26 protein-coding genes are annotated in these 25371 nt (G+C 71.3%); 16 read left to right on the top strand and 10 right to left on the bottom strand.

Annotated features, from left to right (window positions below; genetic code table 11):
• Nucleotides 1–90: 90 nt before the first annotated feature.
• Complete coding sequence (locus ABZ642_RS31905; protein WP_360490153.1) at nt 91–1134, bottom strand: serine hydrolase; 1044 nt, start codon at nt 1132–1134, stop codon at nt 91–93.
• Nucleotides 1135–1284: 150 nt separating this feature from the next.
• Here ABZ642_RS31905 and ABZ642_RS31910 point away from each other — a divergent pair, with 150 nt between their 5' ends.
• Nucleotides 1285–2016 (top strand): SseB family protein, encoded by a 732-nt coding sequence (locus ABZ642_RS31910; RefSeq protein ID WP_360490155.1) that lies wholly within the window; start codon nt 1285–1287, stop codon nt 2014–2016.
• An 18-nt stretch (nt 2017–2034) separates the two neighbouring features.
• Here the strand turns inward: ABZ642_RS31910 and ABZ642_RS31915 are convergent, their stop codons facing one another.
• On the bottom strand, nt 2035–2409 hold the full coding sequence (locus ABZ642_RS31915) for a DUF1844 domain-containing protein (RefSeq protein WP_351700433.1): 375 nt from the start codon (nt 2407–2409) through the stop codon (nt 2035–2037).
• Between the two features lie 400 nt (nt 2410–2809).
• Between ABZ642_RS31915 and infC the strand changes: the two genes are divergently transcribed.
• From infC to ABZ642_RS31965, 10 genes are all read left to right on the top strand, one after another.
• On the top strand, nt 2810–3478 hold the full coding sequence (gene infC / locus ABZ642_RS31920; RefSeq protein WP_360490398.1) for a translation initiation factor IF-3: 669 nt from the start codon (nt 2810–2812) through the stop codon (nt 3476–3478).
• Nucleotides 3479–3612: 134 nt separating this feature from the next.
• Nucleotides 3613–3807: a 50S ribosomal protein L35 gene (gene rpmI / locus ABZ642_RS31925; protein WP_351320349.1), complete on the top strand. Its 195-nt coding sequence runs from the start codon at nt 3613–3615 to the stop codon at nt 3805–3807.
• A 98-nt stretch (nt 3808–3905) separates the two neighbouring features.
• Entirely contained in the window at nt 3906–4289 is a 384-nt protein-coding gene (rplT, locus tag ABZ642_RS31930; protein WP_018549117.1) for a 50S ribosomal protein L20, read from the top strand.
• Between the two features lie 205 nt (nt 4290–4494).
• Nucleotides 4495–5349, top strand: coding sequence for an RNA methyltransferase (locus tag ABZ642_RS31935; protein ID WP_360490158.1), 855 nt, complete (start codon nt 4495–4497; stop codon nt 5347–5349).
• Nucleotides 5350–5402: 53 nt separating this feature from the next.
• Nucleotides 5403–6548 carry an ATP-binding protein gene (locus ABZ642_RS31940; RefSeq protein ID WP_360490160.1) on the top strand — a complete coding sequence of 382 codons (1146 nt, stop codon included), beginning with the start codon at nt 5403–5405 and terminating at the stop codon, nt 6546–6548.
• 125 nt (nt 6549–6673) lie between these two features.
• Nucleotides 6674–7795: a phenylalanine--tRNA ligase subunit alpha gene (pheS, locus tag ABZ642_RS31945; RefSeq protein WP_360490162.1), complete on the top strand. Its 1122-nt coding sequence runs from the start codon at nt 6674–6676 to the stop codon at nt 7793–7795.
• Complete coding sequence (gene pheT, locus ABZ642_RS31950; protein ID WP_360490164.1) at nt 7795–10308, top strand: phenylalanine--tRNA ligase subunit beta; 2514 nt, start codon at nt 7795–7797, stop codon at nt 10306–10308. The genes pheS and pheT overlap by 1 nt, the downstream gene beginning before the upstream one ends.
• Nucleotides 10309–10572: 264 nt before the next feature.
• Nucleotides 10573–11691, top strand: coding sequence for a PP2C family protein-serine/threonine phosphatase (locus tag ABZ642_RS31955; RefSeq protein ID WP_360490166.1), 1119 nt, complete (start codon nt 10573–10575; stop codon nt 11689–11691).
• Nucleotides 11692–11897: 206 nt separating this feature from the next.
• Nucleotides 11898–13238, top strand: coding sequence for a transcriptional regulator (locus ABZ642_RS31960; protein WP_360490168.1), 1341 nt, complete (start codon nt 11898–11900; stop codon nt 13236–13238).
• 88 nt (nt 13239–13326) lie between these two features.
• Nucleotides 13327–13863: an NUDIX hydrolase gene (locus ABZ642_RS31965; protein WP_360490170.1), complete on the top strand. Its 537-nt coding sequence runs from the start codon at nt 13327–13329 to the stop codon at nt 13861–13863.
• On the opposite strand, the gene ABZ642_RS31970 is transcribed toward ABZ642_RS31965, so the two are convergent.
• Both ABZ642_RS31970 and ABZ642_RS31975 read right to left on the bottom strand, forming a co-directional pair.
• A complete protein-coding gene (locus ABZ642_RS31970; protein ID WP_360490172.1) occupies nt 13860–14117 on the bottom strand; it encodes a hypothetical protein in 258 nt (85 codons plus the stop codon). The genes ABZ642_RS31965 and ABZ642_RS31970 overlap by 4 nt on opposite strands.
• A 209-nt stretch (nt 14118–14326) precedes the next feature.
• On the bottom strand, nt 14327–15187 hold the full coding sequence (locus ABZ642_RS31975; RefSeq protein WP_360490174.1) for a 3-hydroxybutyryl-CoA dehydrogenase: 861 nt from the start codon (nt 15185–15187) through the stop codon (nt 14327–14329).
• Between the two features lie 171 nt (nt 15188–15358).
• Between ABZ642_RS31975 and ABZ642_RS31980 the strand changes: the two genes are divergently transcribed.
• Nucleotides 15359–16585: a family 10 glycosylhydrolase gene (locus ABZ642_RS31980; protein ID WP_360490176.1), complete on the top strand. Its 1227-nt coding sequence runs from the start codon at nt 15359–15361 to the stop codon at nt 16583–16585.
• 32 nt (nt 16586–16617) lie between these two features.
• Here ABZ642_RS31980 and ABZ642_RS31985 read toward each other — a convergent pair whose 3' ends face one another.
• On the bottom strand, nt 16618–16818 hold the full coding sequence (locus ABZ642_RS31985; protein ID WP_360490178.1) for a DUF1918 domain-containing protein: 201 nt from the start codon (nt 16816–16818) through the stop codon (nt 16618–16620).
• A 13-nt stretch (nt 16819–16831) separates the two neighbouring features.
• On the bottom strand, nt 16832–17758 hold the full coding sequence (locus ABZ642_RS31990) for a DMT family transporter (protein ID WP_360490180.1): 927 nt from the start codon (nt 17756–17758) through the stop codon (nt 16832–16834).
• Between ABZ642_RS31990 and ABZ642_RS31995 the strand changes: the two genes are divergently transcribed.
• The 3 genes from ABZ642_RS31995 to ABZ642_RS32005 all read left to right on the top strand — a co-directional run bounded on the left by ABZ642_RS31995 (nt 17757) and on the right by ABZ642_RS32005 (nt 20438).
• Entirely contained in the window at nt 17757–19238 is a 1482-nt protein-coding gene (locus ABZ642_RS31995; protein ID WP_360490182.1) for a PLP-dependent aminotransferase family protein, read from the top strand. The genes ABZ642_RS31990 and ABZ642_RS31995 overlap by 2 nt on opposite strands.
• Before the next feature lie 43 nt (nt 19239–19281).
• On the top strand, nt 19282–19728 hold the full coding sequence (locus tag ABZ642_RS32000) for a GNAT family N-acetyltransferase (RefSeq protein ID WP_360490184.1): 447 nt from the start codon (nt 19282–19284) through the stop codon (nt 19726–19728).
• A 116-nt stretch (nt 19729–19844) separates the two neighbouring features.
• Nucleotides 19845–20438 (top strand): histidine phosphatase family protein, encoded by a 594-nt coding sequence (locus ABZ642_RS32005; protein WP_360490186.1) that lies wholly within the window; start codon nt 19845–19847, stop codon nt 20436–20438.
• Nucleotides 20439–20601: 163 nt separating this feature from the next.
• On the opposite strand, the gene ABZ642_RS32010 is transcribed toward ABZ642_RS32005, so the two are convergent.
• Nucleotides 20602–21045, bottom strand: coding sequence for a DUF6314 family protein (locus tag ABZ642_RS32010; protein WP_360490400.1), 444 nt, complete (start codon nt 21043–21045; stop codon nt 20602–20604).
• A gap of 26 nt (nt 21046–21071) precedes the next feature.
• Nucleotides 21072–21287, bottom strand: coding sequence for a hypothetical protein (locus ABZ642_RS32015; protein WP_360490187.1), 216 nt, complete (start codon nt 21285–21287; stop codon nt 21072–21074).
• Nucleotides 21288–21473: 186 nt separating this feature from the next.
• On the opposite strand from ABZ642_RS32015, the gene ABZ642_RS32020 reads away from it, so the two are divergent.
• On the top strand, nt 21474–23960 hold the full coding sequence (locus tag ABZ642_RS32020; protein ID WP_360490189.1) for an alpha-L-arabinofuranosidase C-terminal domain-containing protein: 2487 nt from the start codon (nt 21474–21476) through the stop codon (nt 23958–23960).
• On the opposite strand, the gene ABZ642_RS32025 is transcribed toward ABZ642_RS32020, so the two are convergent.
• Complete coding sequence (locus ABZ642_RS32025) at nt 23947–24399, bottom strand: carboxymuconolactone decarboxylase family protein (RefSeq protein ID WP_360490191.1); 453 nt, start codon at nt 24397–24399, stop codon at nt 23947–23949. The two genes, ABZ642_RS32020 and ABZ642_RS32025, sit on opposite strands and share 14 nt — an antisense overlap.
• Nucleotides 24400–24450: 51 nt before the next feature.
• Nucleotides 24451–25353 carry a LysR family transcriptional regulator gene (locus tag ABZ642_RS32030; protein WP_360490193.1) on the bottom strand — a complete coding sequence of 301 codons (903 nt, stop codon included), beginning with the start codon at nt 25351–25353 and terminating at the stop codon, nt 24451–24453.
• Nucleotides 25354–25371 lie beyond the last annotated feature (18 nt).

The raw sequence follows: 25371 nt of genomic DNA on the forward strand, positions 1-25371 counted from the left end.
CCGAGCACAGGCTCCCCTTCAGGGGCGCGGGGAACTGCGCGCCCAGCCCCCACCGGCCCGCACCCGCCCACGAACCGTCGAACCCTCCCCCTACTGCGAAGCCGCAGCCGAACCCGCAGCCGCAGCCGCAGCAGACGCAGACGAGTCAGCCGCCGTGAAGGAACTCACCGCCGCCCTCGCCGCCGCCTCCACCAGCGAGATCCCCTTCGCCTGACTCACCGTCCCCTTGGACAGCACCGCGACCAGATAGCCGGTCCCGCCCACCGTCACCCGCCCGATGCTGTTGACATCCCACAGCCCGGTCGAACTCCGCGCCAGCCACCCGTTCTTCAGCGCGAACTCCGAACCGTCGGCGGCGGCCGAAACCCCCCACCGCTGGTCGGACTCGACCGCCTTCAACAGACCCTGAACGTACGACCGCGAGGCTTCGCTCAGCTTCGAGTCGTCCCCGAACACCTGCTGGAGCAGGGTGAGTTGGTCCGCCGCCGTGGTCTGGGTCAGCCCCCACAGCGCCCCGTCGCCGCCCTCGGTGTCCGTCAGCCCGAAGCGCTTGTTCGCCGCGTCCAGGCCCGCCGCCTCGCCGATTACGTCCCACAGCTCCGACGCGGACGTGTTGTCGCTGTTCTCGATCATCTTCGTGGCGTACGCCTTCTCCGTCGCCGTCAGATGCCGCCCCGCGTCCTGCGCCTGGAGCAGCAGCGTCGCCAGGATGTCGACCTTGACGATGCTCGCGGTGTCGAACGCGGTGTCGCCGTAGGCCGCGCTGTCCCCGGAGTCCAGGTCGAGGACGGCCGCCGACACCTTCGCCCCGGAGGGCACGGTCACCGTCTTCATCGCCGTGCTCAGCAGCGCGTCCCGGTCCACGGCCGGCTCCGTCACGGGTTCCACCGATGCCTCCCCGCTCGCCGAGGCCGAAGAAGAGGAAGAAGAAGACGAAGAAGGGGAGGGCGTCGGCGACGCAGCCGAGGATACGGCGCCGCCCTCGCGGGCGTGCGCCTTCACGTACACGGTCCCCGCCGCGGTGACGCCGAGGACGGCGACCGTGGCGAGGGAGACGTAGACAAGAGCCCGGCGCCGGGGCCGGGCACGGCGGGGGGCCCGCCGGGATCCTGGGGTGGCTCTGGGGGACTCCATGCCCGCGATGCTCGGGGCGGGGACTGTGCGATCCGTTTGCCGGACGTTAGAAGGAGGTCAGGGATATCTGAGAATCCCGTGAAAGCGGTGTCGATCCGGTTTCGGGGGCCGCACAACCGCAGCAGCATCCCCCCGATAGGGTCGGGGACCGTGGCGAACAAGAACATTCCCGACTCCGGCTACTCCGCCGACGACGGTTCCGCGGACCCCCGGCTGGCCGCCGCGCTGGCCGCCTGGGCCGAGGACCGCACGGCCGTGGGGCCCGTCCTGGCGGCCCTGAAGGGCGCCCGGCTGCTCGTCCCGGTGGTCGCCGTCCTCGGCGAGGTCGAGGAGGACGAGAACGGGCTGCGCCGCGAGAAGACCAGCGACATGGCCGTCCCCACCCTCAAGGCCGGCGCCCGCACCGCCCTGCCCGCCTTCACCTCCACCGAGTCGCTGGCCCGCTGGGACCCGGCGGCGCGGCCCGTCGCCGTACCCCTGCACCAGGCGCTCCAGGCGGCCGCGCACGAGAAGGCGGACACGGTGGTGCTGGACCTGTCGGGGCCGGTGCCGTTCGAGCTGACCGGCCCGGTGCTGCTCGCGCTCGCGGAGGGGCGGACGACGGCCGATCCGCTCGCCGACCCGGCCGTCATCGAGGCCGTCCGTACCATCGTGGCGGCCGAGCCCGCCGTGCGCCGTGCCCACCTCGGACCGGGCCGGACCGACGGCACCCTCGCCCTGGTCCTCGACCCGGCCGCGCCGGCCGCCGAGACCGCCCAGGCCGTCGCCGGGCGGCTCGCCGCCGACGAGACACTGCGGGCCCGCCTGGTACGCGGCCTCGACCTGGCACTGCTGCCGGCCGGGGCCACGCCGCCGGGCGAGCCCTTGTACGTACGTGGGTAGTAGATTTACGACCTTGATCTAGCCGTAGACCGGGCCGGTGTACTTCTCGCCGGGGCCCTGGCCCGGCTCGTCGGGGACGATCGAGGCCTCGCGGAAGGCCAGCTGGAGCGACTTCAGACCGTCCCGCAGCGGGGCCGCGTGGAAGGAGCTGATCTCGGTCGCGGACGCGTCGAGCAGCCCGGCGAGGGCGGTGACCAGCTTGCGGGCCTCGTCCAGGTCCTTGTACTTGTCGCCCTCCTCGGTCAGACCGAGCTTCACGGCCGCGGCGCTCATCAGGTTGACGGCGACCGTCACGATCACCTCGACCGCGGGGACCTCGGCGATGTCGCGGGTCATCTCGTCGAAGTCGGGCTGACCGGCGTCACCGGTGCCAGGAAGGGGCGTTTCACTCATGACGCACACGATAGGCGCAGCGGGCGCGGGGCTCCGACCTGGCCCCAGGACGCCCCAATTGGTCCTCTCTCGGCTTTGCTGCTAACCTTGTGTGACGACCGGCCGAACAGGTATGCCTCACGGCTCACCGACCCGGCCCACAAGTGGAGGCTTCGAACTCCCACCTGACCGCCCTGCCGGGCGGCGGGTCACCGGTCAGACGGCCGCTTCGCCGCTACGGCGACAGCGTTCCGTCCGATAGTGCGCCCCGCGATCCCCGCGGCGGTGCTCCGGTAGTTCGAGGAGCCCTGCCTGTGATCGTCCGGGGCATTTTTTGTGCTTCGGTGCGGTTAGGTCTTACGTATAGAGACGTTACGCGGCTGTCCGCCAGACCGTCGCGTGGTGCTACCGAGGAGGATCCATCAGCACCGAGCCCCGCATCAACGACCGGATTCGCGTTCCCGAGGTGCGACTTGTCGGTCCCAGTGGCGAGCAGGTGGGCATCGTCCCCCTGGCCAAGGCACTGGAGCTTGCGCAGGAGTACGACCTCGACCTGGTCGAGGTGGCGGCGAGCGCACGCCCGCCGGTCTGCAAGCTCATGGACTACGGCAAGTTCAAGTACGAGTCGGCCATGAAGGCCCGTGAGGCGCGCAAGAACCAGGCGCACACGGTCATCAAGGAAATGAAGCTCCGGCCGAAGATCGACCCGCACGACTATGACACCAAGAAGGGTCACGTCGTACGGTTCCTCAAGCAGGGCGACAAGGTCAAGATCACGATCATGTTCCGTGGTCGCGAGCAGTCCCGGCCCGAACTGGGCTACCGGCTGCTGCAGCGTCTCGCGGAGGACGTCCAGGACCTCGGTTTCGTCGAGTCGAACCCGAAGCAGGACGGCCGGAACATGATCATGGTTCTCGGTCCGCACAAGAAGAAGACCGAGGCGATGGCCGAGGCCCGGCAGGCGCAGGAAGCCCGCAAGGCCGAAGCCAAGGCCAACCCCGGCAAGTCGCAGAACGCTGCCGAGCTGGAGGCCGACGCCGAGGTCGAGGTCGAGGCCGAGGCGCCCGCCGAGGAGCCTGCCGAGGCGTGATCCCGGGGCAACCGCCCCAGGTCAGCACCCAGGGGCGCAAGCCTCAGGATGTAACCGATACAAGAGCGACGTTCCACAGTGCCCGGTTTCGCGACCGGGCACCGGAGCGCCATCGACGAGGAGATAACGGCGCTATGCCGAAGAACAAGACGCACAGCGGTGCCAGCAAGCGCTTCAAGGTCACCGGCTCCGGCAAGGTCCTGCGTGAGCGCGCCGGCAAGCGCCACCTGCTCGAGCACAAGTCGTCCCGCGTGACGCGTCGCCTCACCGGCACCGCCGAGATGGCCCCGGGCGACACCGCGAAGATCAAGAAGCTTCTCGGCAAGTGACGCACGGGCGCCGGCCGGCGCCCTGAAGTCAGATCCGGGACCCAGTCGTTTCCGGGCCGCGTGAGTCCAACCGCGGCCCCGCTACAAGGAGTTAACAAGTGGCACGCGTCAAGCGGGCAGTCAACGCCCACAAGAAGCGCCGGGCGATCCTCGAGGCGGCCTCCGGCTACCGCGGTCAGCGTTCGCGCCTGTACCGCAAGGCCAAGGAGCAGGTCACCCACTCGCTGGTCTACAACTACAACGACCGCAAGAAGCGCAAGGGCGACTTCCGTCAGCTGTGGATCCAGCGCATCAACGCCGCTGCCCGCGCCAACGGCATCACGTACAACCGCTTCATCCAGGGTCTGAAGGCCGCGAACGTCGAGGTCGACCGCAAGATCCTGGCCGAGCTGGCGGTCAACGACGCCGGCGCGTTCGCCGCGCTCGTCGAGGTCGCGCAGAAGGCGCTGCCGGCGGACGTCAACGCGCCGAAGGCCGCGTGACGCTGGCGCTGGCCCTGGCCGACGTGACTTGAGGACCCGCAGGCTCTAGGGCTTGCGGGTCCTGTTGTCGTGGTCCACGGCTTTGAGCCGCGGCCGCGGGCCGGTGGGGGCTGGTCGCGCCCACGCGGCGGAGCCGTAAATCGATTCAGCCCCGCGCCCCTACGGGGGCGTCTTTCGTCGCGTTTCCTTGAAAGTGGTCCACACCATGCCCAGCCCTGAGCTGATCTCTCCCCGTTCCGTGCGTGTCGCCGCAGCCCGGCGGCTCGGCAAGCGGAACTTCCGGGGGAAGGACCGGCTGTTTCTCGCCGAGGGGCCGCAGGCCGTTCGGGAGGCGGCCGGGCATCGGGTCGGCGGGACGCCGACGCTCGTCGAGCTGTTCACGACCGTCGAGGCCGCGGAGCGGTACGTCGACATCGTCGGGGCGGCCCGTGACGTCGGTGCCCGGATCCACCTCGCCTCCGAAGAGGTCATCGCCGACATCTCCACGACCGTCACCCCGCAGGGGCTGGTCGGTGTCTGCCGGTTCCTGGACACGCCGTTCGAGGACGTCCTCGCGGCCCGTCCGAAGCTCGTCGCCGTCCTCGCCAACGTCCGCGACCCCGGCAACGCCGGGACCGTGCTGCGGTGCGCCGACGCGGCCGGGGCGGAAGCGGTCGTACTGACCGACGCGTCGGTGGACCTGTACAACCCCAAGGCCGTGCGCGCCTCCGTCGGGTCGCACTTCCATCTGCCGGTCGCCGTCGGGGTGCCCGTCGAGCGGGCCGTCGCCGGACTGAAGGGCGTCGGTGTGCGGATCCTCGCCGCCGACGGCGCCGGGACCGACGACCTCGACGACGAGCTCGACAAGGGCACCATGGGCGGCCCCACCGCCTGGGTGTTCGGGAACGAGGCCTGGGGGCTCCCGGAGGAGACCCGCGCGCTGGCGGACGCCGTCGTGCGCGTTCCGATCCACGGGAAGGCCGAAAGCCTGAACCTCGCCACCGCCGCCGCCGTATGTCTCTACGCAACGGCCCGTGCACAGCGTGCCTCCGGAGGGTGCCGTTCCGTCACCGAGAGCTAGTAGGGTGACCAGCTCGGGGGCCTGCTGCGCCGTCTGAGAGGTGGAGTACGGGGATGAGTGTCGGCACCAGCAACGCGCCGGGCGGCCGCGGTACCGGACGCGTGCCCGCACCCCGGCAGGGTGACCTCACCGGGCTCGGCGTCGACCCCGACGAACTGCCCGACGGCCTGGTGGTCGCCGACGAGCACGGCATCGTCGTCTGCTTCAACGCCGCCGCCGCCCGGATCACCGCCACCGCCCCCGCGGACGCCCTCGGGCAGCGGCTGGAGAAGGCCCTGCCCTTAGAGGACCTGGAGGGCAGGCGCTGGTGGCAGCTCACCGATCCCTACGGCGGCCTCGCCATCCGGGTCGCCCAGCCGGAGCGGAACCTCCTGCTGCCCGGCGGCCGGGAGGTGCTGGTGTCCGCCACCTACGTACGCGCCGAGCCGACCGGTCCGGTCCGCCGGGTCGTCGTGTCGCTGCGGGACACCGAGGCCCGCCGCCGTACCGAACGCAGCCACGCCGAGCTGATCGCCACCGTCGCCCATGAGCTGCGCTCCCCGCTGACCTCCGTCAAGGGGTTCACCGCCACCCTGCTCGCCAAATGGGAACGCTTCACCGACGACCAGAAACGGCTGATGCTGGAGACCGTCGACGCGGACGCCGACCGGGTCACCCGGCTCATCGCCGAGCTGCTGGACATCTCGCGGATCGACAGCGGACGCCTTGAACTGCGCCGGCAGCCCGTGGACATAGGTGCGGCCGTCGGACGGCACATCCAGGCGTACGTCACCGCCGGTCAGCCCGCCGACCGCTTCCTGCTCCGCATCGAGCAGCCGCTGCCCGCCCTGTGGGCCGATCCCGACAAGGTCGACCAGGTCCTCAGCAACCTCATCGAAAATGCCGTGCGGCACGGCGAGGGAACCGTCACCATTGACGTCACGCCGACGGCTTCCCCGCGCGAAGGGGAGGACCTCGACAACACGGCCACGTCGGTCACCGTGAGCGACGAGGGGCCAGGCATCCCGGAGGAGTCCATGAACCGCGTCTTCACCCGCTTCTGGCGGGGCAGCAAGCGCGGTGGCACCGGCCTCGGGCTGTACATCGTCAAGGGCATCGTCGAGGCCCACGGCGGCACCATCACCGTCGGACGCGCCGCGAGCGGCGGCGCCGAGTTCCGATTTACGTTGCCCGTGAGCGCGCCGGCGTATCTCGCCTGACGGCCCACGGGCTCTTCGTATACCTCCACCCCGTTAGACTCGGCCTTTGGCACCTTTGTGTCCTTCTCACGGCCCACCAACGGTCTCGGGGACCATCCGCCAGCCAATCGGAAGCACGGGAAGAGATGTCGGCACCGAATAAGTCGTACGACCCTGTCGAGGTCGAGGCGTTGAAACCGGATGAGATCGAGCGCATGCGGGACGAGGCGCTCGCCGCCTTCGCCGCCGCGGACTCCCTCGACGCGCTCCAGGAGGCGAAGGTCGCCCACACCGGCGGCACGTCCCCGCTGGCCCTCGCCAACCGCGAGATCGGCGCCCTGCCCCCGCATGCCAAGGCAGCCGCCGGGAAGCTGGTCGGCCAGGCCCGCGGCGCCGTGAACAAGGCCCTCGCGGGCCGCCAGGAGGACCTGGAGGCCGAGCGTGACGCCCGGGTGCTGGTCGAGGAGGCGGTGGACGTCACACTGCCCTACGACCGCGTCCCGGCCGGCGCCCGCCACCCGCTGACCACCCTGTCCGACCGCATCGAGGACATCTTCGTGGCCATGGGCTACGAGGTCGCCGAGGGCCCGCAGGTCGAGGCCGAGTGGTTCAACTTCGACGCCCTCAACATCGGCCCGGACCACCCGGCCCGCGGTGAGGCGGACACCTTCTTCGTGCAGGGCCCCGAGGGCGGTACCGAGTCCGGTGTGGTGCTGCGCACCCACACCTCGCCGGTCCAGATCCGCTCGCTGCTCGACCGCGAGCTGCCGGTCTACGTGATCTGCCCGGGACGCGTCTACCGCACCGACGAGCTGGACGCCACGCACACCCCGGTCTTCCACCAGGTGGAGCTGCTCGCCGTCGACGAGGGCCTGACCATGTCCGACCTCAAGGGCACCCTGGACCACATGGTCCAGTCGCTGTTCGGCGAGGGCATGAAGACCCGGCTGCGGCCGAACTTCTTCCCCTTCACCGAGCCCAGCGCCGAGATGGACATGCTGTGCTACGTCTGCAAGGGCGAGTCCGTCGGCAACCCCGACCGGCCCTGCCGTACCTGCTCCTCCGAGGGCTGGATCGAGCTGGGCGGCTGCGGCATGGTCAACCCGCGGGTGCTCACCGCCTGCGGTGTCGACCCGGAGAAGTACAGCGGCTTCGCCTTCGGGTTCGGCATCGAGCGGATGCTGATGTTCCGCCACAACGTCGAGGACATGCGAGACATGGTCGAGGGTGACGTCCGGTTCACCCGGCCGTTCGGGATGGAGATCTGATGCGGGTCCCGCTTTCCTGGCTGCGGGAGTACGTCGACCTGCCGGCCACCGAGACCGGCCGCGATGTGCAGGCCAAGCTGATTTCGGCCGGTCTGGAGGTGGAGACCGTCGAGCAGCTCGGCGACGGCCTCAAGGGCCCCCTGGTCGTCGGCCGGGTGCTCACCATCGAGGAGCTGGAGGGCTTCAAGAAGCCGATCCGCTTCTGCACCGTCGACGTCGGCACGGCCAACGGCACGGGTGAGCCCCAGGAGATCGTCTGCGGCGCCCGCAACTTCGCCGTCGGCGACAAGGTCGTCGTCGTCCTGCCGGGGGCCGTGCTCCCCGGCGACTTCGCGATCGCCGCGCGCCAGACGTACGGCAAGACCTCCCACGGCATGATCTGCTCCAGCGACGAGCTGGGCATGGGCTCCGACGGCACCCACGGCATCATCGTGCTGCCGCCGGAGACCGAGGTCGGCAAGGACGCCATCGAGCTGCTCGAACTGGTCGACGAGGTCCTGGACATCGCCGTCACCGCCAACCGCGGCGACTGCCTGTCCCTGCGCGGCGTGGCCCGCGAGACCGCCATCGCCTACGGCCTGCCGCTGCGCGACCCGGCGCTGATCGACGTGCCCGGACCGAACGCCTTCGGCTACCCGGTCCAGGTCGCCGACCCGCTCGGCTGCGACCGCTTCACCGCGCGCACCGTCACCGGGCTGAGCCCCGAGGCACGCTCCCCGATCTGGCTGCAGCGCCGGCTCCAGAAGGTCGGCATGCGCCCGATCTCGCTCGCCGTCGACGTCACCAACTACGTGATGATGGAGCTCGGCCAGCCGCTGCACGCCTACGACCGCTCCCTGGTCCAGGGCACCATCGGGGTCCGCCGCGCGGCCGAGGGCGAGAAGATCGTCACCCTCGACGGCGTCGAGCGGAAGCTGCACGCCGAGGACCTGGTGATCACCGACGACCGCGGCCCGATCGGCCTCGCGGGCGTCATGGGCGGCGCCAACACCGAGATCGCCGACCACGAGGACACCGAGAACGCCACCTCGGACGTGGTGATCGAGGCGGCCCACTTCGACGCCGTCGCCATCGCGCGCACGGCCCGCCGGCACAAGCTGTCCTCCGAGGCCTCCCGCCGCTTCGAGCGCGGGGTCGACCCGCAGGCCGCGGCCGCCGCCGCGCAGCGCACGGTCGACCTGCTGGTGCTGCTCGCCGGCGGCACCGCCGAGGCCGGCGTCACCGAGGCCATCGCGCCGTCCGCGCCGCACACCATCACCGTCGCGGCGAACCACCCCGACAAGGTCGCGGGTGTCGAGTACGGCCGGGAGACCGTGGTCCGCCGCCTCCAGGAGGTCGGCTGCGACGTCTACGGGCAGGACGAACTGATCGTCACCGTGCCGTCCTGGCGGCCCGACCTCCTCGAACAGAACGACCTGGCCGAAGAGGTCATCCGCCTGGAGGGCTACGAGAACCTGCCCTCCACGCTGCCCAGGCCGCGGTCCGGCCGGGGCCTGACCCACCGTCAGCGGCTGCACCGCCGGGTGGGCCGCGCGCTGGCCGGGGCCGGCTATGTCGAGGCGCTGAACTACCCGTTCGTCAGCGAGCAGGTCTTCGACCAGCTGGGCCTGGCCGCCGACGACCCGGCCCGCCGCGTCGTCCGGCTCACCAACCCGCTCAACGACGAGGAGCCCGCGCTGCGCACCTCGCTGCTGCCGGGGCTGCTCGGCGCGCTGCGGCGCAACGACGGACGGGGCGTCCACGACCTGGCGCTGTTCGAGACCGGCCTGGTCTTCCTCCCGCGCGAGGAGCAGGGTGTCGCCGGTCATCTGCCGGTCCACCGCCGCCCGACCGACGAGGAGATCGCCGCGCTGGACGCCGTGCTGCCGGAGCAGCCCCGGCATGTGGCCGCCGTCCTCGCGGGCGCCCGCGAGCAGGCCGGCTGGTGGGGCGACGGCCGTCCGGCCGACTGGGCCGACGCGGTCGAGGCGGCTCGTGCGGTGGCCCGTGAGACCGGCACCGAGCTGATCGTGCGGTCCGGCCAGTACGGGCCGTGGCACCCCGGCCGGTGCGCCGAGCTGCTGGTCGTCGCCGACGGCACCGAGCGGGTCGTGGGCCACGCCGGTGAGCTGCACCCGCGGGTGCTCAAGGCGCTGGGGCTGCCCGCGCGCACCTGCGCGATGGAGCTGGACCTGGACGCGCTGGAGCAGGCCGGCGACGGCACGCCGCAGGCGCCGAGCATCTCGACGTTCCCGGTGGCCACGCAGGATGTCGCCCTCGTGGTGGACAAGCCGGTGCCGGCCGCCGACGTCGAGGCCGCGCTGCGCGACGGGGCGGGTGAACTACTCGAAGGCATCAGGCTGTTCGACGTGTATGTCAACGACGAGCAGCTCGGTGACGGGAAGAAGTCGCTGGCGTACGCGCTGCGGTTCCGCGCCGGTGACCGGACGCTGACCGTGGACGAGGCGTCGGCCGCGCGGGATGCGGCGGTCGCCCTTGCGGGCGAGCGCACGGGAGCGGTGCTGCGCGGCTAGGCGTCGTGGGGGCCGCGCGTTCGGCCGGGTGCGGGTTTCGTGCCGGCTGGTCGCGCGGTTTCCCGCGCCCCTGAGGGGGCGCGTCCGTGAGGGCGTTGACAGGTACTGCCACCTGCATAAATGCGGGTGTCCTGTTGATGGTCACTCATTTGGGTGAGATCCACCGGGGACATGGCCTTTTCGGGGCATGCCGTCGACAGAATCGGACCGGCCTTTCGGGGTCGGTCCGTCTGTTCTGTCAGGGCCTACTTGGGGGCCATCGGCATGATCCGCATCAAGGCTGGGGTTCCCCACAGAAGGCGGCCCCGGACCAGCTCTCGGCTCTCGCGCTGTGCGCTCACCCTGGGGTTGCCCACGGTGTGGGGCGCCGTCGCGGTCTCGTACAAGTTCGGGTGCCCGCTGGCCGAGCAGAACGGGCTCGGCGCGCGCATCGTCACCAGCGCCGTGTTCTTCGCGGTCGGCACCGGGCTGATACTCCATGTCCGGTGGGCCCTGCTCAGGGAGCTACGGCAGGTCCGCAAGGTCGCCGGTGCCGCGCAGAGCGTGCTGCTGCGGCCGCTGCCACCCCGTCTCGCCGGGCTGAACGTCGCCGCCGCCCAGCTCTCCGCCGACCGGGGCGCGGCCATCGGCGGTGACCTCTACGAGGCCGTCGCCACCGAGTACGGCGTACGGGTCGTGATGGGCGACGTGCGCGGGCACGGACTGGCCGCCATCGGTACCGTCGCCGCCGTCCTCGGCAGCTTCCGGGAGGCGGCCCACGACGAACCCGAACTCGGCCGGGTCCTCGGCCGGCTGGACCGCGCCCTGGCCAGACACCTACGAGAACGAGCCAGGGCGGAACACCCCGCCGGCGGCCTGGAGCCGGACAACCCGGTCGCCGAGGAGTTCGTCACCCTGCTCCTGCTGGAGATCACCGCAGACGGCGAGCTGCGCGCCCTCAACTGCGGCCATCCGTGGCCGTATGTGGTGAACGGGGCGCGGGTGGACTCCCTGTCACGGGCCGATCCGCTGCCGCCACTCGGCCCTTTCCCGCTGCCGTCGGACCTCGCCGCCACCCACTGCGGTCAGCTGCACCCCGACGATTCCCTGGTCCTTTTCACGGACGGCGCGGAGGACGCGAGAGACGCCAGGGGCCACTTCTTCTCCCTGCCGCAGGCCCTGACGGAGGCGGTACGGGATCGCCCGGTCTCCCCCCAGAGCATCCTGAGGACGGTCTTCACCGCCCTGCTCCACCACACGGACGGCCGCCCCACCGACGACATCGCCCTCCTGGTCCTTCGCGACGAGCGCCAGCACCGACTCACGTCGGGGGCCCGGGGAACTGCGCGACCAGCCACCTACGACCCGCAGTCGACGAACCACCTTCAACGGCCCCTTCTCTAGTCGTCGCCGAAGCCAACGGCCAGGCCACCGCACTTGTACGAGGGGGGAGCCGGCGGCCCGGCCGGCCTCTTGCGAGGCAGTTCAGTCAACCGGTCCGACACACTCCGCAACAGCGCGCGCACGCTGCGGATTCGCGCACTCCGTTCACACCCCGTGTGAACACCCACGCACTACGCTGACGGCACCAGGCCACTCGGGGGGCATCCATGCAGCCCAACTCTCTGCTCGACGCGATCCTGGACGAGGCGGGGATCTCGCACGCCGGTCTCGCCGCCCACGTCAACCAGGCGGGCCGGGCCCGTGGACTCTCGCTCCGCTACGAACACACCGCCGTGGCCCGCTGGTTGAAGGGGCAGCGGCCGCGCGGCCAGGTACCCGACCTGATCTGCGAGGTGCTCGCCGCCCGGCTGCACCGCACGGTCACCCTCGACGACATCGGCCTCGGTGTGCCCGGTGAGCCCAGCGTCCCGCACACCACCTCGCTCTCCGGGTTCGTCGAACGGGCCACCGCGCTGTGGCGGTCCGACGAACAGCAGCGCCCGCACATACTCGGTGCCCCCGCCGTCACCGGCACACCCGCCGTGATGCCGGTGTGGGAGTGGGAGAACCCCCCTGAGGACGTGGACGTCTCGCGCGGCGGACGGCACCGGGTCACCCCGGCCGATCTGGCGATGCTGCGGGCGGCCCGCGCCCACTACGAGCAGATGTACCGCAAGGCCGGCGGCATGGCGACCCGCACCCGGGTCGTCGGCTTCCTCAACGCCGAGGCGGCGCCACTGCTGCGCGGCAGCTACACGGACGCCACGGGGCGTCAACTGCACCGGGCGACCGGTGGGTTGGTCGCCATCGTGGGGATCTGCGCCTACGACTCCGACGCCCACGGCCTCGCGCAGCGCTACTTCCACCAGGCCCTGCGCCTGGCGAAGGCGAGCGGCGACCGGGGACTCGGTGCCTATGTCATCGCGCTCCTCGTCAACCAGGCGCTGTTCATGCGGGAGTTCCGGCAGGCCGTCGCGTTCGCGGAGGCCGCGCTGCGCGCCGCCGGCAAGCACATCACCCCGGCGCTCGCCTCCGACCTCTACGCGATGCAGGCCAAGGCGTACGCCCACCTCGGCGACGGCACGAGCGCGCTGTCCTGCATCCGGCGGGCGGAGGCGGCCGCCGAACGCATCCGGCGGGGCCATGAACCCGACGAGACCGGCTATGTCCAACCCGGCCTGGTCAATGTGCAGGTGGCCGAGGCGCTGCTCAGCCTCGGCGAGCTCGCCGCCGCCCGGGAGCACGCCGCGGCCGCCGTCGACAACCCGGCCCACGACCGGGGGCGGGTGCACCGGCTGGCCATGCTCAGCACCATCGAACTGCGCCAGGGCAACGCGGACAACGCGGTGGCCACGGCCGTGCAGATGGCCGAACAGGCCCGCGGAATGGAGTCCCAGCGACTGCGCGACAGACTCCGCGCGGTGCGCGAGCACCTGGTGCGCAGCGGTTCGGCCGGAACCGCCGAGGCCGCGGAACTCATCGACAGCGCACTGCGCGTACCGCTGTAGACCACATCCCCGTCGAGCGAGGCGCACTGTAGGCCTGAGGAGTCCCTGCTGCGATATTGCCACTTACTCGGCGGAAGGTGGCAGAACCGTGCAGTGGACGAAACTGAACGAACAAACTGTGTATGAAAACCGCTGGTTCAGCGTCAATCTCGCAGATGTCGAGCTGCCGGACGGCCGGCACCTCGACCACTTCCTGATACGGCTGCGGCCCGTGGCCGTGGCGACGGTGGTCAACGAGGCGGGTGAGGTCCTGCTGCTGTGGCGCCACCGTTTCATCACCGACAGCTGGGGGTGGGAACTCCCGGCCGGGGTGGTCGAGGACGGCGAGGACATCGCCGTCGCGGCCGCCAGGGAACTGGAGGAGGAGACCGGCTGGCGGCCGGGAACCCTGCACCACCTCATGACCGTGGAGCCGTCCAACGGCCTCACCGACGCCCGGCACCACATCTACTGGTCCGACGAGGGCGAGTACCTCGGACACCCCGTGGACGACTTCGAGTCGGACCGCCGGGAGTGGGTCCCCCTCAAGCTCGTCCCGGACATGATCGCCCGCGGGGAGGTCCCGGCCGCCAACATGGCGGCCGCGTTACTCCTGCTGCATCACATGCGCCTCACCGACGACTAGTGGGCCAGTGCCTGCCAGACGGTGACGACGAGGGCGCCCAGTGCGGTGAGCGCGGCGATCGAGGGCAGGGGCCAGCGGGCGTTCTCCAGCAGGGCGAGGCGGGTGTTGAGGTCGTCCAGCTCCTTGGCCGTCTCCTTGGTGCGGTGACTGAGCAGGTTCAGGCCGCCCTCGACCTGGGCGTAGGCCACATCGAGGCGGCGACGTAACTCTGCGAGTTCTCCTTGGACCACGGGATGCTCTGGTTCGGTGGCCACGGGTCCACTCCTTTGCGTAGTCGAAGATGTCGTTCCGCATCCCTTTGCATGCGCATGAAGAGTGAACTCGCCTGGTGAGCGCGTGGGGAGAGTGTGCGCAGGGCATATGCGTGCCCGGCGTGCACACGGTGTGTGAAACACACGGGCCCGGCACCGATGGCGGTGCCGGGCCCGTGGAGCATCGCTCCCTGTAGTCAGCGGGGGTGAGTTCAGCCGTACGTGTAGAAGCCCGAGTTGGTCTTCCGGCCCAGCCGGCCGGCCTCGACCATGCGCTGCAGCAGCGGGGGAGCGGCGTACAGCGGCTCCTTGTACTCGGCGTACATGCTGTTGGCGATGGAGACGATGGTGTCCAGGCCGATCAGGTCGGACAGCTTCAGCGGACCCATCGGGTGGGCGCAGCCCATCTCCATGCCGTTGTCGATGTCCTCGCGGCTCGCGATGCCGGACTCGAACATCCGGATGGACGAGAGCAGGTACGGCACCAGCAGCGCGTTGACCACGAAGCCGGAGCGGTCCTGGGCGCGGATCGCGTGCTTGCCGAGCACCTTCTCGGCGAAGACCTGGGCGCGGCTGATGGTGCCCTCGGAGGTGGTGAGCGCCGGGATCAGCTCGACCAGCTTCTGCACCGGGGCCGGGTTGAAGAAGTGGATGCCGATCACGTGGTCGGGACGGGAGGTCGCCACCGCCAGCTTCACCAGCGGGATCGAGGAGGTGTTGGAGGCCAGGATCGCGTCCGGGCGGCTCACCACCTGGTCGAGCACCTGGAAGATCTCCGTCTTCACCTGCTCGTTCTCGACGACGGCCTCGATCACCAGGTCGCGGTCGGCGAACTCGCCGAGGTCCGTGGTGAAGCTCAGCCGGGCGAGCGTGGCGTCCCGCTCCTCCTCGCTGATCTTGCCGCGTTCGGCGGCCTTGGCCAGCGAGTTGAGCAGCCGGGTGCGGCCGATCTCCAGGGCCTCGCCGGTGGTCTCGGCGACCCTCACGTCCAGGCCGGAGCGGGCGCACACCTCGGCGATGCCCGCTCCCATCTGGCCGCAGCCCACGACTCCGACCTTCTCGATGTCGGTCACATCGTCCCCTTCGCTGATCTACGGGCGGCCGGCAGGACCTCCGGATCCGGTGCCTGCTCCGTTCGTGCACGTTACCCGTAAGTATCGATGATCGATCGTGCGGGTGGGGGCAAGCTGTGCCGCGGAGGCGATCCGTGATCGCGCGGATCCGGAGAGTGAGAGGGTGTCACGATGGCGCAAGTGTCTCGCAGGGCGTTCGCGGTGGCGGCGCTGTCGACGCTGACGCTGGTGGCACCGGGGGTGCCTGCGGCGGCCCGGCCCCGGCGCGCGGCCACCGAGATGCGGGGCATGTGGCTGGCGACCGTCTCCAACCGTGACTGGCCCTCGCGCACCGGGCTGTCGGCCTCCGCCCAGCGCAAGGAACTGACCGCCCTCCTCGACAAGGCGGTCGACTACCGGCTCAACACGGTGATGTTCCAGGTGCGGCCCACCGCCGACGCGTTCTGGCCCTCGTCCCACGAGCCCTGGTCCCAGTACCTCACCGGCACCCAGGGCAAGAACCCCGGCTGGGACCCGCTCGGGGTGGCCGTCCAGGAGGCGCACGCCCGGGGCCTGCACCTGCACGCCTGGTTCAACCCCTACCGGATCGCCAACAACACCGACCCGGGCAAGCTGGTCGCCTCGCATCCCGCCCGCAAGCATCCGGACTGGGTGGTGCCGTACGGCGGCAAGCTCTACTACAACCCGGGCCTCCCGGCCGTGCGCGCCTTCGTGCAGGAGGCGATCCTGGACGCGGTCGCCAAGTACCCCGTGGACGCCGTCCACTTCGACGACTACTTCTACCCGTACCCGGTGGCCGGCCAGACCTTCGACGACGACGACGCCTACGACACCCACGGCGGCGACTTCTCCTCCCGGGCGGCCTGGCGCCGGGACAACATCGACAAGCTGGTGACCGAGACCGCCGCCGGGATCAAGAAGCTCCGGCCCGGCACCCGGTTCGGTATCAGCCCGTTCGCGGTGTGGCGCAACGCCACCACCGACTCCCGGGGTTCGGACACCAAGGCGGGCGTGGAGACGTACGACGACCTGTACGCGGACACCCGGAAGTGGGTGCAGAAGAACTGGATCGACTACATCGTCCCGCAGGTGTACTGGCAGATCGGCAACGCGGCCGCCGACTACACCAAGGTCGTCGACTGGTGGGCGGGGGTGGCGAAGGGGTCCGGAACCCGGCTCTACATCGGTGAGGCGCTGTACCGGGCCGGGGCCGCCGACGCGCCCTCGGCCTGGCAGAACCCGGCCGAGCTGTCCCGGCATCTGACCCTGGCCCACCAGTACCCGCAGGTCGGCGGGCATGTCTACTTCGCGGCCCAGGACGTGGCCGCCGATCCGATCGGGGCGCTGTCACGGGTGGTCGCCGACCATTACCAGCAGCCGGCGCTTCCGCCGAGCTGACCGGCGCGCGGCCGGCGACCCCGTCGCGCGGCCTACGGTTGGTGGTGGGTCTCCTGGTGCCTGACCTGGCAGTCGGGACCGGGGGACATGATGGCCTCGTGGCCGTCCTCGAAGCGGACCCGGTAGGGCGGATTGCCCTCGGGGCCCAGCACCTGGACGACTTCCGAGACCTGGTCGTGCTGTCCGACCACCCTGCCGTGCTGGACAAGCTGGTCGCCCTCGGATGCACGCATCTCCAGGGCCTCCTCACGATCGCGATCGTTGGGTGACGGCGATGCACACGAGCACTGCGGCGGCCGTGAGTGGAGCGGCCGCGGTGAGGTGCTCGCCCAGCAGCAGCACCGACCACACCAGTGTGAGCAGCGGCTGGGCCAACTGCAACTGGCTGGCCTTCGGAATGCCGACCGCAGCCATGCCCCGGTACCAGACCACCAGACCGAGGAACTGCGAGCCCACCGCCACCCACAGCACACCGGCCACACCGTGCACGTTCCAGGCGACCGGCTCGTACGACAGGGCGACCACGGCGGCCGGCACGGTCAGCGGCAGGCAGCCCACCAGCGCCCAGCCGATGACCTGCCAGCCCGGCATGACCCGGGCCAGCCTGCCGCCCTCGGTGTAGCCGGCCGCGCACACCACGAGCGCCGCGAACAGGTAGCCGTCGGCCGCCGTGAGTGCCCCGCCGCTCTGGGCGACGGTGAACGCCAGCACGGCCGCGGCACCCGCCAGGGCCGCCGCCCAGAAGGTGCGGGAGGGGCGGATGCCCATGCGCAGGGCCGAGAAGAGGGCGGTGGTCAGCGGGAGCAGGCCCACCACGACGGCCGCGTGCGAGGTGGTGGAGGTCTCCAGGGCGAGCGTGGTCAGCATCGGGAAGCCGAGCACGACGCCGGCCGCGACGACCGCCAGCCCCGCCCAGTGCCGGCGCTCGGGCAGTCGTACCCGCAGGAACAGCAGGCAGCAGCCCGCCAGGGCCGCCGCGAGGACGCTGCGCACCGCCACCAGCGCCCACGGCCCGAAGCCCTCCAGACCCCAGGCGGTGGCCGGGAAGGTGAGGGAGAAGGCGACGACACCGAGCGCGGCCTGCAGAGTGCCGGCCCGGTGGGAGGCGGGGGCGGCCGGGGGAGTGCCGACCGCTATCGAGGTCCGCTCGGTAGCGCTACTCTGTACTGTCATGCAAGAGCGTAGCAGTGTCCTTGAACTGGCGGAACAGCTGCGGCGGGACCTCGACCGCTACTCTCCGGGTGGAAAGCTCCCGTCGAGCCGGGCACTCGTCGAGCGGTTCCGGGTGAGCCCGGTGACGGTCTCGCGGGCGCTGGCCCAGCTGGTCGCGGAGGGGCTGGTCGTCACCCGGCCCGGCGCCGGCGCCTTCAAGGCCAGGCCGCGGGCCACGGTCGAGCCCATCGGGGACACCTCCTGGCAGGAGGTGGCGCTCAGCGCCGACGGCGCCCTCGACGTGGTCCCGCGCACGGTCGACGCGTCCGGGGTCACCGTCTGCCTGGCCGCCCCGCCGTCCGGCGTGCTGGAACTCAGCGGCGGCTACCTGCACGCCTCCCTGGAACCCGAACGCGCGATGGCGGCGGCCCTGGCGCGAGCCGGCCGCCGGCCCGGAGCCTGGGGGCGGCCGCCCCTCGACGGGCTGCCCGAGCTGCGCGAATGGTTCGCGCGGGACATCGGCGGCGCGGTCACCGCCGCCGAGGTGCTGATCGCGAACGGCGGCCAGTCAGCCCTCGCCACCGCCCTGCGCGCGCTCGCCCCGCCCGGCGCCCCGGTCCTCGTCGAGTCCCCCACCTACCCCGGCATGCTCGCCATCGCCCGCGCCGCCGGACTGCGGCCGGTCCCGGTCCCGGTCGACCCCGACGGGGTGCGCCCCGCCCTCCTCGCCGACGCGTTCCGTGCCACCGGCGCCCGGGTCTTCGTCTGTCAGCCCCTCTTCCAGAACCCGACCGGCGCCGTCCTCGCCCCCGACCGCCGCGCCGAGGTGGTGCGCATCGCCCGCGAGGCCGGCGCGTTCGTGATCGAGGACGACTACGTACGACGGCTGGTCCACGCCGACGCGGGCCCGCTGCCCCGCCCGCTCGCCGCCGACGACCCCGACGGAGTCGTGGTCCACGTCGGCTCGCTGACCAAGGCCACCTCGCCGAGTTTCCGGGTGGCCGCACTCGCCGCCCGCGGACCGGTCCTGGAACGCCTGCGCGCCATCCAGATCGTCGACACCTTCTTCGTCCCCCGCCCCCTCCAGGAGGCGGCCCTCGAACTCGTCGGCTCCCCGGCCTGGCCCCGCCACCTGCGCGCCCTGTCGGCCGCGTTGAAGACCCGCCGGGACACCCTCACCGGCGCCCTCGCCCACCACCTCCCCGAACTGGCCCTTCCGCACATCGCCTCCGGCGGCTACCACCTCTGGCTCCGTCTCCCCGAGGGCGTCGACGACGCGACCCTGACCGCCGCCGCCCTGCGCGCGGGCGTCGCCGTCACCCCCGGCCGCCCCTACTTCAGCGCCGAACCCCCGGCCGCGCACATCCGCCTGAGCTTCGCCGCGGTCGCCGGGACGGGGGAGCTCCTGGAGGGCGTACGACGGCTGCGGACGGCCTGCGACGAGGTGCTGCGCCCCGGACTCCGAAGGAGCCACCCGAAGGGCCCGTCCGAAAGCCCGTGAAATCCGATCGACGCCGGCGCCGCCGACCGGCGAGGATCCCCGCATGAGCGACGCACCCAGCCTCCCCGCGGGCTACGAGTTCTCCGCCGACACCGACCGGGTGGACGTCGAACGCGTCCACCGCTGGCTTTCCACCGACGCCTACTGGGCGACCGGCCGCCCGCTGGACCAGCACCGGCGGGCGATGGCGGGCTCCCTCAACTTCGGGACGTACGACACGGTCACCGGGGAGCAGGTGGCGTACGCGCGCGTGGTGACCGACCAGGCACTGTTCGCCTGGCTCGCCGACGTGTACGTCGACCCGTCGGTGCGCGGCAAGGGCGTCGGCACGGCGATGGTCGGGGCGATCCGCGAGCACCTGCGGCCGTACGGAATCCGGCGGGTACTGCTCGCCACGCACGACGCCCACGGGGTCTACGAGAAGCTCGGATTTGCCCCGCTCGAACACCCGGACCAGTGGATGGCGCTCTACTACGAGGCACCGAAGTGACATTCCGGCTGACTTGTCGGACACCTCCTGAGCATTGGGTAACGTTTCCCCCACCTCGTGCAATTCACGTATCAAGAGCCCTTGACCTGCGCACTTGAGCGTCACACCATCGCCGCATGTCACTTCGGGTCACGTTCGTCGCGGCCGCGCGCAGCTCACCGCTGCTCGCGGAGCGCTTCGAGGACGCCCGCCCCCTGGACCAGGCGGGCTGGGACGAGGTGCAGCGCGTCGCCGCCGACCTGCTACCGCTCGCGGCGGCCGAGCTGCGCTACTGTTCGCCGACTCCGCGCAGCCGCGCGACCGGCGAGGGTCTGGGGTACGCCCCGCTGGTCCAGCTCGCCCTGCGCGACTGCGACATGGGCCGCTGGCGCGGGCTGACGCTGGGCGAGGCGATGGCCAGGGAACCGGACCAGGTGGACGCCTGGCTCTCCGACCCGCGCGCCACCCCGCACGGCGGCGAGTCGCTGCTGTCGTTCATCTCCCGGGTCGGCGGCTGGCTCGACACCCGCCCGGTGGACGACGGCGGCCGGATCGTCGCCGTCGCCGAGCCCTCGGTGATCCGCGCCGCGCTCGTCTACGCCCTCAAGGCGCCGCCGTCGACCTACTGGAACATCGACGTGCGCCCGCTGTCCACGACCACGGTGACGGGCCGCGGAGGCCGCTGGAACCTGCGGTTCGACGCGTCGCAGGCTCCGGCCTCACGCATCTGAGCGCTCCGCCGGCAGTGGCGCACCGTGCGGTCGGCCGTGCGCGCCGCGCCGCGGTCGCCGGTCGTGCGCCGCGCCGTCGTGGCCGGTCGTGCCCACATGACGGTGGGCCGGTGCCGGTGCCGGTGCCGGTGCCCGTGCCGCTGCCGGATCCGCTCGTCCGGTATCAGGCCCGGCGCACGTAGTCGGTGGTCAGCACCAGGTCCTTCGCCGGGCCGCCGACCCGCCACACCGTGCGCCAGTGGTCGGCGTCCCGGACGGTGAACTCGCCCCGGTAGAGGTCGGCCGCGCACGGGTGGTCGGCGACATACCGCCCCGAGGTCAGGTCCAGGTCGTGGAAGAGCCGCCCGTCGGCGAACCGCACGTCCGCCGTCCCGGGCCGCGGCCCCGGCAGGAACCGCAGCGTCCGCTCGGCCGGCCGCGCCACCCCCTGCCAGGTGAACGTCCCCGACTCCTCGTGGAGCAGCCCGCCCCCCTCCAGTGCCCGGAACGCCGTGGCCCCCTCGAACCACCCTTCGTCCCCGCTCGCCAGATCCCGCACGCTCCGCTCGACACGCCACCGCCCGGCCAGATGCGCGAGCACATCCGCCACCGGCCAGAAATCATCCACGGGTACGCCTTCGGTCATGGTTTCGGTCATGGCTTCCCCGGGCCGGGGGAGCCGGTCGGCGCCTTGCGCCCGGCCCGCTGCCGGATCTCGTGGCACGCGTCATGGCCGGTCGCCCGGAACGCCTCCTCGTACGCGGCGAGCGCCCCGCCCCGCCACCGGATGCGGCACGCGGGCGGGGTGAGTGCCACCGGGACGACGGCCGGTCCGGCGAGCACGAACTGGTACGGCGGCAGGGTCCCCATGCCCCGACCCTACGCCCGCCGTGGCACCTGTCCCGGAGCCGGCCGACGTCCGCCCCATTGACGCGCTCATGACCCCTATCTATCTTTCCGTTCGAAGTGCTGACAGCTGTCCGATATTTCGAACCCGAATGACCTCGGTTGCGCCTGGCCCTCCAGGCCAACCCCTTCACGAGCCGCGGAGTATCCATGTCACGCACCAACCGCACCCGGCTGGGACTCGGCCTAGGGGCAAGCGCTTTCCTGCTCGCCGCCGGCCTGGTCCCGGCCCCCGCCCACGCCGAGGACGTCACCGACTACGCGATCACCGTCGACCCGACGGCTCAGGGCGCCAGGATCGACAAGACGATGTACGGCGTCTTCTTCGAGGACATCAACCGCGCCGCCGACGGCGGCCTCTACGCGGAACTCGTCCAGAACCGGTCCTTCGAGTACACGGCCGACGACAACACGTCGTACACGCCGCTCACCGCCTGGACGGTCACCGGCACCGCCCAGGTCGTCGACGACTCCGGCCGCCTCGACGACCGCAACCGCGACTACCTCGCCCTGTCCGCCGGTTCGGCCGTCACCAACTCCGGCTACAACACCGGCATCCGGGTCGAGGACGGCAAGAGGTACGACTTCTCGGTCTGGGCCCGCGCGGCGGGCCGCACTACCCTCACCGTCGGCCTGTCGGACGCCGGCGGCACACTCGCCACCGCCCATCGGGTGGCCGTGAAGAAGAACGGCTGGGCCCGGTACAGGGCGACCCTCACCGCGACCCGTACCAGCTCCACCGGCCGTCTCACCGTGACCACCTCGGATGCGGCCGCGCTCGACATGGTCTCCCTCTTCCCGCGCGACACCTACCGGCACGAGCCCAACGGCCTGCGCAAGGACCTCGCCGAGAAGATCGCCGCCCTGCACCCGGGGTTCGTCCGCTTCCCCGGCGGCTGCCTGGTCAACACCGGCTCGATGCAGGACTACAGCGCGGCCTCCGGCTACCAGCGCAAGCGGTCGTACCAGTGGAAGGACACCATCGGCCCGGTCGAGACCCGCGCCACGAACGCCGACTTCTGGGGCTACAACCAGTCGTACGGCCTCGGCTACTACGAGTACTTCCGCTTCGCCGAGGACATCGGCGCCATGCCGCTGCCCGTCGTCCCCGCCCTGGTGACCGGCTGCGGCCAGAACCAGGCCGTCGACGACGACGCGCTGCTGAAGCGGCACATCCAGGACACCCTCGACCTCATCGAGTTCGCCAACGGCCCGGTGACCAGCGAGTGGGGCCGGAAACGGGCCGAGATGGGCCACCCCGAGCCCTTCCACCTCACCCACATCGAGGTCGGCAACGAGGAGAACCTCCCCACCGAGTTCTTCGCCCGGTTCACGCGGTTCCGGGCCGCCATCCAGGCCGCGTACCCGTACATGCGGGTCATCTCCAACGCCGGCCCGGACGACTCCGGCACCACCTTCGACACGGCCTGGCAGCTCAATCGGGACGCCAAGGTCGACATGGTCGACGAGCACTACTACAACAGCCCGCAGTGGTTCCTGCAGAACAACGACCGCTACGACTCCTACGACAGGAGCGGGCCCGCGGTCTTCCTCGGCGAATACGCCTCCGGCGGCAACGCCTTCAAGAACGGTCTCGCCGAAGCCGCCTACATGACTGGCCTCGAACGCAACGCGGACGTCGTCAAGCTCGCCTCCTACGCCCCGCTGTTCGCCAACGAGGACTACGTCCAGTGGAGCCCGGACATGGTGTGGTTCAACAACCACGCCTCCTGGGGCTCGGCGGACTACGAGGTCCAGAAGCTCTTCATGAACAACGTCGGCGACCGGGTCGTCCCCTCCACGGCCACCGGCACCCCCTCCCTGCTCGCCCCGATCAGCGGAGCCGTCGGCCTGTCGACCTGGAACACCAGCGCCGCCTACGACGACGTCAAGGTGACCGACGCCGAGGGGAACACCCTGCTCAGCGACGACTTCTCCGGTGATGCCGCCGGGTGGACCCACACCGGCACCGGTAGCTGGAGCGTCCAGGACGGGCAGTACGTCGAGACCTCGGACACCGCCGAGAACACCATGGTCTCGGCCGGCGACCCCTCCTGGCACGACTACGACCTGCACGTGAAGGCCACCAAGAAGTCCGGCAGGGAGGGCTTCCTCGTCGCCTTCGGCGTCAAGGACACCGGCACCTACTACTGGTGGAACATCGGCGGCTGGAACAACACCCAGACCGCGCTCGAGCAGGCCGTGGACGGCGGCAAGTCGACACTGGTCGCCAAGGCGGGGTCGGTGCAGACCGGCCGGACCTACGACGTCGACATCAGGGTGCGGGGACGGCAGGTCACCCTCTCCCTCGACGGGCAGGAGTGGGGCAGCTTCACCGACGACAGGCCGGCCGAGCCGTTCCGGCAGGTCGTCACCAGGGACAAGAGGACCGGCGACCTGATCGTCAAGGTGGTCAACGCCCAGTCCGCGGCGGCCCGTACGGCCGTCGACCTCGGGGGCGCGAAGGTGTCGAGGAAGGCGGAGGTGACCACGCTCGCGGCGGCGCCGGACGCGGTGAACACCGAGACGTCCACCGCGGTCGCCCCGGTCACCTCCACCTTCACCGGAGTCGCCGACCGGTTCACGTACACCTTCCCGGGGAACTCCGTCACCTTCCTGCGGATCAGGCAGAAGTAGCCCCCTGCGTGGGCTGCTGCCCGACCGGCAGCAGCCCACGCTCGGCGAAGACCTTCTTGGCGACCAGGGTGGCGTTGAGCGCCTTGGGGAAACCGCAGTACCCGGCGGAGTGCAGCAGCGCCTCGACGATCTCCTGGGGAGTGAGCCCCGCGTTCAGGGAGAAGTTGATGTGCACCTCCAGCTGGGGCTCGCAGCCGCCCAGCGCGGTGAGCATGCCCAGGGTCACCAACTGCCGGTCGCGGGGTACCAGTTCGGGCCGGGAGTAGATCTCCCCGAAGCCCCAGGCGACGACCTGGTGGCCCAGCTCGGGGCTGATGTCGGCCAGCGACTCCAGGACCCGTTCCCGGAGCCCGCCGTCGACCTGGCTCATGACCTCAAGACCGTGGGCGAAACGCTCGTCACGGGTGGTGCTCTCGCTCGTGTCAGCTCGTGCGTCCATGGCGAGAACGCTAGGAGTTGGAGCGTGCTCCAGGTCAAGCCCGCTGCGCGATCAGCCCCTGACGCGGATGGTCTCCGCCGCGGCCCGCAGTTCGCGGAGCACGGTCCGTACCGCCCTGCGGGCCGTGCGCTCGGGGCGGTGGAGCACGTCGATGTGGCGGTGGGCCTCGATGCCGGCGAGGGGTCTGAGGATGACGCCCGGGTGCGGGCGGGACGTCCAGCGGGGCATCAGGGCGATCCCGCCGCCCGCGGCGACCAGTTCGGCGACCACCGAGATCTCGTTGACGCGATGGACGATGTCGAGCCGGTGCCCGGCCGCGGCGGCGATCGCCTCGACGGTCGCGAGCAGCGGAAAGCCGTCGTGCACGGTGATCCAGGGGTCCCCGGAGACGTCCCGCGCGGTCAGGGCGGTCCGCGCGGCCAGCGGGTGGCCGACCGGCAGAGCGATGTCGAGGGGTTCGCGCAGCAGCGGGGTGGCCGTGGCGGTCCGCGGCCAGGGCGGCGCGTGGTCGAGACGGTGGGCGAGGACCAGGTCGTAGGCGCGGGTCAGAGGCGGGAAGTCGGCCTGGGCCACGTCCTCGTCGTGCAGGGTGATCCTCGGGGAGCCCGGGCCGCGCACCTGTCGCAGCAGCAGCGGATAGAACGCGGCGGCCCCGCTGTGGAAGGCCGCCACCGACACCGTGCCCTCGGGCTCGTCGACGTACTCCTCGACGGTGTGGCGGGCCCGGGCCAGTGCCGTCTCCACCCCGATCGCCGCGTCGGCCAGGGCCCGGCCGGCCGCCGTGAGCACCAGCCGGCGCCCGGCGCGCTCGGTGAGCGGTACCGGGAGGGAGCGCTGGAGCAGGCGCAGCTGCTGCGAGATCGCCGAGGGCGTCACCCGCAGCGCCTCCGCGACCGCCGTGACGCTGCCCAGTTCGCCCAGCTCCCGCAGGACGCGCAGCTGCCGTTCGTCCATGCCTTGAGTGTAGCTTTA

It is taken from the genome of Streptomyces sp. NPDC007157 (assembly GCF_040634235.1).
GTDB lineage: Bacteria > Actinomycetota > Actinomycetes > Streptomycetales > Streptomycetaceae > Streptomyces.

Coding starts and splice junctions, on each gene's coding strand:
- ABZ642_RS31905 (WP_360490153.1), bottom strand. CDS start 1,134: ATGGAGTCCCCCAGAGCCACCCCAGGATCCCGGCGGGCCCCCCGCCGT.
- ABZ642_RS31915 (WP_351700433.1), bottom strand. CDS start 2,409: ATGAGTGAAACGCCCCTTCCTGGCACCGGTGACGCCGGTCAGCCCGAC.
- rpmI (WP_351320349.1), top strand. CDS start 3,613: ATGCCGAAGAACAAGACGCACAGCGGTGCCAGCAAGCGCTTCAAGGTC.
- ABZ642_RS31935 (WP_360490158.1), top strand. CDS start 4,495: ATGCCCAGCCCTGAGCTGATCTCTCCCCGTTCCGTGCGTGTCGCCGCA.
- ABZ642_RS31940 (WP_360490160.1), top strand. CDS start 5,403: ATGAGTGTCGGCACCAGCAACGCGCCGGGCGGCCGCGGTACCGGACGC.
- pheS (WP_360490162.1), top strand. CDS start 6,674: ATGTCGGCACCGAATAAGTCGTACGACCCTGTCGAGGTCGAGGCGTTG.
- pheT (WP_360490164.1), top strand. CDS start 7,795: ATGCGGGTCCCGCTTTCCTGGCTGCGGGAGTACGTCGACCTGCCGGCC.
- ABZ642_RS31955 (WP_360490166.1), top strand. CDS start 10,573: ATGATCCGCATCAAGGCTGGGGTTCCCCACAGAAGGCGGCCCCGGACC.
- ABZ642_RS31960 (WP_360490168.1), top strand. CDS start 11,898: ATGCAGCCCAACTCTCTGCTCGACGCGATCCTGGACGAGGCGGGGATC.
- ABZ642_RS31980 (WP_360490176.1), top strand. CDS start 15,359: ATGGCGCAAGTGTCTCGCAGGGCGTTCGCGGTGGCGGCGCTGTCGACG.
- ABZ642_RS31985 (WP_360490178.1), bottom strand. CDS start 16,818: ATGCGTGCATCCGAGGGCGACCAGCTTGTCCAGCACGGCAGGGTGGTC.
- ABZ642_RS31995 (WP_360490182.1), top strand. CDS start 17,757: ATGCAAGAGCGTAGCAGTGTCCTTGAACTGGCGGAACAGCTGCGGCGG.
- ABZ642_RS31990 (WP_360490180.1), bottom strand. CDS start 17,758: ATGACAGTACAGAGTAGCGCTACCGAGCGGACCTCGATAGCGGTCGGC.
- ABZ642_RS32000 (WP_360490184.1), top strand. CDS start 19,282: ATGAGCGACGCACCCAGCCTCCCCGCGGGCTACGAGTTCTCCGCCGAC.
- ABZ642_RS32005 (WP_360490186.1), top strand. CDS start 19,845: ATGTCACTTCGGGTCACGTTCGTCGCGGCCGCGCGCAGCTCACCGCTG.
- ABZ642_RS32015 (WP_360490187.1), bottom strand. CDS start 21,287: ATGGGGACCCTGCCGCCGTACCAGTTCGTGCTCGCCGGACCGGCCGTC.
- ABZ642_RS32020 (WP_360490189.1), top strand. CDS start 21,474: ATGTCACGCACCAACCGCACCCGGCTGGGACTCGGCCTAGGGGCAAGC.
- ABZ642_RS32025 (WP_360490191.1), bottom strand. CDS start 24,399: ATGGACGCACGAGCTGACACGAGCGAGAGCACCACCCGTGACGAGCGT.
- ABZ642_RS32030 (WP_360490193.1), bottom strand. CDS start 25,353: ATGGACGAACGGCAGCTGCGCGTCCTGCGGGAGCTGGGCGAACTGGGC.